Origin of the sequence: Hydrogenophaga sp., assembly GCF_051007235.1 — a bacterium.
In the GTDB taxonomy this organism is placed as follows: Bacteria; Pseudomonadota; Gammaproteobacteria; order Burkholderiales; family Burkholderiaceae_C; genus Hydrogenophaga.
In genome coordinates this window covers 1-8,963 of record NZ_JBPCSJ010000484.1, presented here as the reverse complement: position 1 = coordinate 8,963, position 8,963 = coordinate 1, and the positions used below count along the sequence as shown (strand labels likewise).

6 protein-coding genes are annotated in these 8,963 nt (G+C 65.9%); 4 read left to right on the top strand and 2 right to left on the bottom strand.

Annotated features, from left to right (window positions below; all coding sequences use genetic code 11):
* From ACR2JA_RS17125 to ACR2JA_RS17115, 3 genes are all read left to right on the top strand, one after another.
* Nucleotides 1–2,008 (top strand): esterase-like activity of phytase family protein (locus ACR2JA_RS17125; protein ID WP_434010282.1); only part of this gene is annotated, 2,008 nt, incomplete at its 5' end.
* 165 nt (nt 2,009–2,173) lie between these two features.
* The gene (locus ACR2JA_RS17120; protein WP_434010281.1) at nt 2,174–3,175 is read left to right on the top strand and encodes a porin; all 1,002 of its coding nucleotides are present in this window, start codon (nt 2,174–2,176) and stop codon (nt 3,173–3,175) included.
* A 272-nt stretch (nt 3,176–3,447) separates the two neighbouring features.
* Nucleotides 3,448–4,416: a porin gene (locus tag ACR2JA_RS17115; protein WP_434010280.1), complete on the top strand. Its 969-nt coding sequence runs from the start codon at nt 3,448–3,450 to the stop codon at nt 4,414–4,416.
* A gap of 142 nt (nt 4,417–4,558) precedes the next feature.
* On the opposite strand, the gene ACR2JA_RS17110 is transcribed toward ACR2JA_RS17115, so the two are convergent.
* Both ACR2JA_RS17110 and ACR2JA_RS17105 read right to left on the bottom strand, forming a co-directional pair.
* Entirely contained in the window at nt 4,559–6,991 is a 2,433-nt protein-coding gene (locus ACR2JA_RS17110) for a UvrD-helicase domain-containing protein (RefSeq protein WP_434010279.1), read from the bottom strand.
* A gap of 35 nt (nt 6,992–7,026) precedes the next feature.
* Entirely contained in the window at nt 7,027–8,172 is a 1,146-nt protein-coding gene (locus ACR2JA_RS17105) for a MalM family protein (protein WP_434010278.1), read from the bottom strand.
* Nucleotides 8,173–8,492: 320 nt separating this feature from the next.
* On the opposite strand from ACR2JA_RS17105, the gene ACR2JA_RS17100 reads away from it, so the two are divergent.
* Nucleotides 8,493–8,963, top strand: a 471-nt coding sequence (locus tag ACR2JA_RS17100) for an IMP dehydrogenase (RefSeq protein ID WP_434010277.1), incomplete at its 3' end; no start/stop codon positions are given.

Genomic DNA, 8,963 nt, shown 5'->3' with positions numbered 1-8,963 from the left:
GGTGGACATCACCGACCCGGCACGCCCTGCATCACTGCCGCGCATCGACGTGCGCCTGGGCGGCGTGGGCGAGCCCACATCGGTGGCGGTCAGCCCCGACGGGCGCTACGCCGTGGTGGCCATGCGCCTGGACGACGACGTGAGCAATCCGCGCCGCGGCTTCCTGCGTGTCTACGACGTGCGCAACCCGCGCGCGGTGATGCATGTGAAAGACCTGAGCGTGGGCATCGGCCCCGATTCGCTGGCGCTGGTCGGCAGCGGCCGGACACTGCGCGCGGTGGTCGCCATCGAAGACGAAGAAACGGACGCCAAGGGCGACGCCACCCTGGGCGGCCAGCGCCCCGGCCGCATCGACGTGGTCGGCCTGCAGGACCTGTACGGCGGCACCAGCAGCGGCCTGCAGTCCATCGATCTGGTCGAGGCGCTGAAGGCCCTGCCCGGCGCGCTCTACCCGGCCGACCCTCAGCCCGAGTTCGTGTCCATCTCGCCCGACGGCCGCACCGCCGCCGTGACGCTGCAGGAGAACAACGCCGTCGCGCTGATCGACCTGAGCGATGCGCGCCGCGCCCGCCTGCTGCGGGTGCTGTCCGCCGGCACGGTCACCCGCACCGGCAACGCCGACCTGCAGCGCGACAAGGAGATCGCCTTCCAGGACAGCTTCACCGGACGCCGCGAACCGGACGCCGTGGCCTGGGTGTCCAACGACGTGTTCGCCCTGGCCAACGAGGGCGACGGCAAGAAGGGCCAGGACGGCACCCTGCCCGGCGGCCGCGGCTTCACCCTCATGAACACCCGTGGCGAGGTGGTGTACGAGACCGGCGACCGCACCGAGCAGCGCGCACTGCTGCACGGCCACTACCCTGACAGCCGATCGGCCGCCAAGGGGGTGGAGATCGAAGGCGTGACCAGCGCCCGCTTCGGCGGCCGGCCCTACCTGCTGGTGGGTTCGGAGCGCGGCGGCTTCCTCGAAGTCCATGAAGTCAGCAACCCCAAGCAACCCCGCTTCGTGCAGTGGCTGCCGACCGGCATGTCCCCGGAAGGCATCACCACCGTCACGCGCCGTGCCGACGGCCAGCAACTGGCGGTGACCGCCAACGAAGGCGACGGCTCGATCAACCTCTACCGCTTCCATGCCCAGGGTGCGCCGGTGGGCGAGCCGCAGATCGTGGCCCGCGATGCATCCATGCCCTGGGGTGCGCTCTCGGGCCTGACCACCGACGGCACCCATCTCTACGCCGTGCCCGACAACGCCTTCGCGCAGTCGCGCATCTGGCGCCTGAACATGGCCGAGGCCGCGCAGGGCCGGGTCGTGATCGACCAGGTGGTGGCGCTCACCGACGCCAACGGCCAGGCGTTGAAGCTGGACCCGGAGGGCATCGCGCGCGTGGCCGATGGCTTCTGGATCGCCTCCGAAGGCGCCACGGTGGACAGCAACGAACTGATCAAGGTGAACGCCGCCGGCGTGGTGCAACAGCGTGTGAAGCTGCCCGCACACGTCCAGGCGAAATTCAAGAACGCCAAGACCAGCACCGGCTACGAAGGCGTGACCGCCAGCGCCGACGGTCAGACGCTGTACATGGCGGTGCAACGCGGCTACGACCTGGGCAAGCCGCAGGCGGCCATCCTCAAGCTGCACCTGCCCAGCATGACCTGGACCAGCGCGCTGTACCCGCTGGAGCAGCACGGGAAAGACGCCCAACAGTTCTGGATGGGCCTGTCGGAGATCCAGTTGCTGGACGACGGTCGTCTGCTGCTGCTTGAACGCGACAAGGGCGGCGGCGAGGGCCGCGCGATCAACGCGCAGGTCAAGCGCATCTACAGCGTTCAGGCCGCCGATGTGGTGGAAGGCGCCGTGCTGAAGAAGACCCTGGTGAAGGACTTGCGAAAAGACTTCCACTGGCTGCACGAGAAGGCCGAGGGCATGGTGGTCTACCAGGGCGAGCTGTGGGTCGTCAACGACAACGACGGCGCCGGCTGGACCCGGCTGCTCAACGCTGGCAGGCCTTGATGAAACCGCTGTGACAGGATGTTCAGCTGCGGAACCTGTAGCAGAACCGACACACTGTCACAGAACTTTTATGACCGGCCGGTGAAATACATGCACCTGCTTGCCAGCGGCATCAGGCGGGGCACAGCCCCCCACTTGTTCCAACACATCCCCCAAGGAAAACCCATGAAAAAAAGCCTCATTGCTCTGGCCGTTCTGGCCGCTTCCGGTGCCGCCATGGCCCAATCCTCCGTCACCATCTACGGCCGTCTGGACGCGTCGGTGGGCAACATCGACACGCTCGCCAACGGTAGCCAGACCAAACTGTTCTCGGGTGGCGACACCGGCCTGACCACCCCGCGCCTGGGCTTCATGGGCAGCGAAGACCTCGGCGGCGGCCTCAAGGCCACCTTCAAGCTGGAACAGCGCATCAACCTCGACACGGGCGACCTGCAAGCCCCGTCGTTCAAGGGTGAAACCAGCGTCGGTCTGGCCGGTGGCTTCGGTGCTGTGCGCCTGGGCCGCATGACGACGTCGTTCGACGACGCACGCGCCCTGTCGAACAAGTTCAACGTGTTCGACTCCAACGGCTTCACGCCCACCAGCGCAGCCTTCAAGACCATCAGCGCCACCAAGACCAAGAACGCGGACTACAGCAGCCGCGCCAACGGCATGGTCCGCTACGACAGCCCGAGCTTCGGCGGTGTGTACGGCTCGGTCTCGCACGCCTTCGAGCAGACCACGGGCGCCGACGACACCGTCACCTCGCTGCTGCTGGGCTACAAAGACGGCGGCCTGAACGTGGCCCTGGGCTACCAGGACGAGAAGACCAAGCAGGAATACACCCAGCTGGCCGCCTCGTACGACTTCGGCACCTTTGCCCTCTCTGGCGGCTACAGCACCCGCAAGGCCGACGCCGTTTCCGGTGGCAAGGACAATGAATACAACCTGGGCGTGGAAGTGCCGTTCGGCGCGGTCAAGGTTTCCGCTGGCTTCGCTTCGAGCGAAACCAAAATCAGCGGCGCCAAGGCCAGCGAATCGACCGGCTTCGGTCTGGGTGCCCGTTACGCCCTGTCCAAGCGCACCAGCCTGTACGGTGGCTACAGCAAGGTCACGGAAGAGAACGCAGCCGGCGTGAAGAGCGCGGACACCAAGCTGTTCGCGGTCGGCGTGCGCCACGACTTCTGATCGTGCCCCGACGGCCCCGCACCACGCGGGGCCATGTGTTGCCTTTGATCTCCAGGGTTGCCCGGTTCGCGTGAGCGATCAGAGGCTGAGCAACCATTTCACAGCCGCCAGTGCGCACGCATCGGCGGCTTTTTTTCGTTTCCCGCCGGCAGAGCAAGGGAAAACCCGCAGACCAGGGACAGCCAACTGACAGCCTCGGTTTCGACCATTGCCGGGCACGTGGGCGGCTTTCGCCGGACGTGCTTGTTCAACCTCTTCACCACGACACCCTCATGCACAAAACCCTGATCGCCCTGGCCGTGCTGGCCGCTTCGGGCGCCGCCATGGCCCAATCCTCCGTCACCCTCCACGGCCGCGTCGACACCGGCATCGGCAGTGAGAAGACCCTGGCCGGTGGCAGCCAGTCCAAGATGATCGACGGCGGCCTGACCACCTCGCGACTGGGCTTCCGCGGCACGGAAGACCTGGGCGGCGGCCTGTCGGCCGTGTTCCAGCTGGAACAGCGCCTGGACCTGAGCTCCGGCGCCCTGCAGGCCCCCTCGTTCAAGGCCGCCTCGCTGGTCGGCCTGGCCGGTGGCTTCGGCTCGGTCAAGCTGGGCCGCATGACCACCGTGTTCGACGATGCCCGCGCGGTCTCCTACAGCAGCAACGTGTTCGACTCGCTGTTCACCCCGGCCAGCAACGGCGTCTACAAAGACGCCGGTGGCGACTACGCCAGCCGCTTCAACAACCAGATCCGTTACGACTCGCCTTCTTTCGGCGGCTTCTACGGTGGCGCGTCCTATGCTTTCGAGCAGACCGCTGGTGTCGGTGACAAGCTGACCGCCCTGCAAGTGGGCTACAAGGCCGGCCCGATGCACGTCGTGCTGGGTCACCAGGACGAAAAAACCAAGTCCAAGTTCACGGGCCTGTCCGGTTCGTACGACTTGGGCGTGGCCAGCCTGTCCGCCGGATACAACCAGCGCAGCGGCACCACCAGCGACGACAAGGAATACACCTTCGGCGTGAACGTCCCGATGGGCGCGGTCAACCTGTCGGCCGGGTACGCCGCGAGCGAGACCGAGTCCAGCGCTGGCGTCACCACGGCCAAAGCCTCGGGCTTTGGTCTGGGCGCCACCTACTCGCTGTCCAAGCGCACGCGCCTGTACGCCGGCTACCGTTCGCACGACGTCAAGAACGCCGCCGGCGTGAAGACCACCGACACCACGCTGTACGCAGCCGGTATCCGCCACGACTTCTGATCGTGACGCCACGGCCCCGCACCACGCGGGGCCGTGTCTTGCCTTGGATCTCCAGGGTTGCCCAGTTCGCGTGAGCGATCAGAGGCTGAGCAACCATTTCACAGCCGCCGGTGCGCACGCATCGGCGGCTTTTTTGTGTGCGTCAGTCGTCCACCGGCGTGAGCTTGGCCACGCTCAACGCCAGCCACTTCACGCCGTGGCGGCTGAAGCTGACCTGCGCGCGCGCGTCGGCGCCCGCGCCTTCCAGCGCCAGCACCTTGCCCTCACCGAACTTGGTGTGGAAGACCTTCTGCCCGGTGCGGATGTCGATGCCGCGATCGGGCTCGGCGGCCTTGGGCGGCGGGCTGCCGCTGCCGGTCGACAGGAAGCCGGGTGACCAGGCCGGGTTGGCGCCACGCGCCGCGCCGCCACCATAGGCGCCACCGCGCGAAGCGCCCCAGGGCGCAACACCGCCACCACTCCCGCCACCACCCCAGGCCGGCTGCTGCGGCGTCAGCCATTTCAGACAGGCCTCGGGCAGTTCGTCGAAGAAGCGGCTCTTCATGTTGTAGCGGGTCTGGCCGTGCAGCATGCGCGTCTGCGAATGGCTGAGGTACAGGCGCTGGCGTGCGCGCGTGATGGCCACGTACATCAGGCGCCGTTCTTCCTCCAGCCCGTCGCGATCGCTCATCGAGTTCTCGTGCGGGAACAGGCCTTCTTCGAGCCCGGTGATGAACACACAGTTGAACTCCAGGCCCTTGGCGGCGTGCACCGTCATCAGCTGCACCGCGTCCTGCCCGGCCTGCGCCTGGTTGTCGCCCGACTCCAGCGCGGCGTGCGTGAGAAAGGCCACCAGCGGGCTGAGCGTTTCACCGGTTTCAGCGTCCGGCGCCAGCGGCGCGTCGAGCACCGGCGCATTCGGGTCCAGGCCCTGGCTGACCGGGCTCTGCGACAGCCCGGCGGCTGGCACCGGCGTGCCGTGCTCGTCCACCGGCAGGGCCACGGCCTCGCGGCCAAAGCCTTCCTGCATCACGAAGCTCTCGGCCGCGTTGACCAGTTCTTCCAGGTTCTCCACCCGGTCCTCGCCCTCGCGTTCGGCGCGGAAGTGTTCGACCAGGCCGCTCTTGTCCAGCACCAGCTGGATGATTTCCTTGAGCGTCATACCCTGGGTGCGCTCGCGCATCACGTCCAGCAGCGCCACGAAGTTGCCGATGGCCGCACCCGCGCGCCCGGTCACACCGCTCACCGCGTCGTGCAGCGAGCAGCCGCTGCTGCGCGCGACGTCCTGCAACTGCTCCACGCTGCGCGCGCCGATACCACGCGGCGGGAAGTTCACCACGCGCAGGAAGCTGGTGTCGTCGTGCGGGTTCTCCAGGAGGCGCAGGTAGGCCAGCGCGTGTTTGATTTCGGCGCGCTCGAAGAAGCGCAGGCCACCGTACACGCGGTACGGCATGCCGGCATTGAACAGCGCGGTTTCCACCACGCGGCTTTGCGCGTTGCTGCGGTAGAGAACGGCCATCTCGCTGCGCGCCATGCCTTCGCGTTCGAGCTGCTTCATCTCGTCGACCATCCACTGCGCCTCGGCGAAGTCGCTCACCGATTCGTAGACCCGCACCGGCTCGCCCGCCCCAGCATCGGTGCGCAGGTTCTTGCCCAGGCGGCGGCTGTTGTGGCCGATCAGTTCGTTGGCGGTGTCGAGGATGTTGCTGGCGCTGCGGTAGTTCTGCTCCAGCTTGATCTGGTGCTGCACCTGGAATTCGCGCACGAAGTCGGTCATGTTGCCCACACGTGCGCCGCGGAAGGCGTAGATGCTCTGGTCGTCGTCGCCCACGGCAAACACCGCGTTGCCAGCCGGCGGCAGGCCTTCGAGCGGTGGCGACGAGAACATCTTGATCCACGCGTACTGCAGGCGGTTGGGGTCCTGGAACTCGACGATCAGGATGTGCCTGAAACGCCGCTGGTAGTGCACCCGGATCGGGTCGTTGTCGCGCAGCACTTCGTACGAACGCAGCATCAGCTCACCGAAATCGACCACACCTTCGCGCTGGCACTGCTCTTCGTAGAGCTGGTAGATCTCGACCTTGCGGCGAGTCTCCTCGTCGCGCACCACCACATCGCGCGGGCGCTGGCCGTCTTCCTTGCAGCCGCTGATGAAGTACTGCAGCTGCTTGGGCGGGAAGCGCTCGTCGTCCACGTTGTGCTGCTTGCACAGGCGCTTGATGGCCGAGAGCTGGTCCTGCGTGTCCAGGATCTGGAAGGTCTGCGGCAGCCCGGCCGGCTGGTGGTGCGCGCGCAGAAAGCGGTTGCACAGACCGTGGAAGGTGCCGATCCACATGCCGCGCACATTGACCGGCAGCATGGCCGTGAGGCGGACCATCATTTCCTTGGCCGCCTTGTTGGTGAAGGTCACGGCCATGATGCCGCCTGGCCCCACCTGGCCGCTCTGCAGCAGCCAGGCGATGCGGGTGGTCAGCACCCGCGTCTTGCCCGATCCGGCACCGGCCAGGATGAGCGCGTGTTCGGGCGGCAGGGTGACGGCGGCGGCCTGCTCGGGGTTCAGGCCGGCGAGCAGTGGTGTGGGGTCTTCAAACAGCATGCTTCGATTGTAGGAAGCGCAGTCTCCAACCCGTCTCACTGCTCAGCAGCGTCTATCTCCAGAACGCCAGAGATGGCCGGTTCCATGGACAGTCCTACCCATTGCCCGGTCGGTATGACACCCCCTGGAGCACCCACGAAGCCTGGCCGATAACTCTGCGCTGCTGTCGCCAGCAAGGCTGGCGTGGTGTGGATCACAAGGTACTTTGCCCGTCGCCCCGCTTCTTCCAGCCGCACGGAACCTTGTAGCGATGCCTGGCGTGGCGGCATCACAGACGCAGGCGTGGCTTTGAAGATATTGCGCTGCGCGGCACCGATGACCTTGTGCTGTTCGTCCAGCAGCATCACAGCGGGCGAAAAGACATAGAGGATGTCCGATCCCGGCATCGCGCTGGGGGTGACCACACTGCGCAGGTTCAACGACGCCAGGCCGGGCGGGAGCTCCAAAGCCACGAAGCGGCTTCGCCCTTCCGGGAAATTGAACACGGGGCTGGCGGCGTTGATCTGGATGGCGGAACGCTGTCCAGGCAGCCATCGCCTGAACGGCAACTGCTCCAGGCTGTTGCAACAGGGTGTGCTGTCCATGAGGGCATCCGCGTAAGCACTGACGCGCTGCTGCGGATCGGTCATGTCACGCAGCACCAGGCGCTCCACACCGATCGAGTTCAGCTGAGGGTTGCGGCGCAACAGGCTGGCTCTCGCGTCCACAAAAGTGTCGGTGAGGTCGGCCTTGACATCTCGCATGTTGGCGCTCCCCAGACTGTCAAACCGCTTGCGGCCGTGGACAGTGAGATCGCCAAAGTGGTAGGCCTTGCCCACCTCTGGCAAGTGGAAGCTGTACGACACCACACCGCCAGCGTAGCGGTGCAGCACCAAGCTGAGCTGATGGTGACCGGGTGGCAATGTCCAGTAAAAACGCCCGTCCTGCTCGAAGCTTTGCGTGATCAGTCTGGGCTCGTCACCCGACGCAATGTTGCGGATGACCACGGGCATGGACATGGGGGTGACAACCACCGGTTCCCCGTCGCGGTCGAGCAGGATGCGACCGAACACCAGACTTTGCTCGCTCAAGCGGGTGCTGCCGTGCTCGAATGCCACGTTGGCACAGCCGGGAACCAACAGCATCAGACTGGCCCAGAGGACCGGAATCCACGCGGCACGCAGACCGCCAATGGTGCGCATCGTTCACCTCCTCATCCATCGTTCACCAGAATAGCGGGGAAGCCCATGACCGAACAGCAGAACCGTGGGCCGCTTGACCCAGCGCAAGGCTCGCATACAGCATGTGCGAGCCACGGGATATTCAAATACATATAGCTTCTATTCATTTATCCAAAGCAGCACATCCCGTGTGACCCGCCTAGAATCAATCACCGGGCCCAAGCACTTGCGCCCGGTTTTTTGTTTCCGGCTCCCGGAAGCGAAGCACCGGCCAGTTCCAAGCGCCTTTTCACCAACCCACCCCACCACCACGAACACGGCGGGGTGACTGAAAGGCCCACATGGAAATCTTCGATTACGACAACATCCTGCTGCTGCCGCGCAAATGCCGCGTGGAAAGCCGCAGCGAATGCGACCCCTCCATCGAATTCGGCGGCCGGCGCTTCAAGCTGCCCGTGGTGCCGGCCAACATGAAGACGGTGCTGGACGAGTCCATCAGCGAGATGCTGGCCGCCCACGGCTACTTCTACGTCATGCACCGCTTCGACCTGGACAACGTGGCCTACGCCAGGCGCATGCGGGAGAAGGGCTTGTTTGTCTCGATCAGCTCGGGCGTGAAGGCGCCGGACTACGAGGTGATCGACCGCCTGGCCGCCGACGGCGTGGGCGCCGACTACATCACCATCGACATCGCCCACGGCCACGCCGAGAGCGTGCGCCTGATGATCGAGCACATCAAGAAGAAGCTGCCCCAGGCCTTCGTGATCGCCGGCAACGTGGCCACGCCCGAAGCCGTGATCGACCTGGAGAAC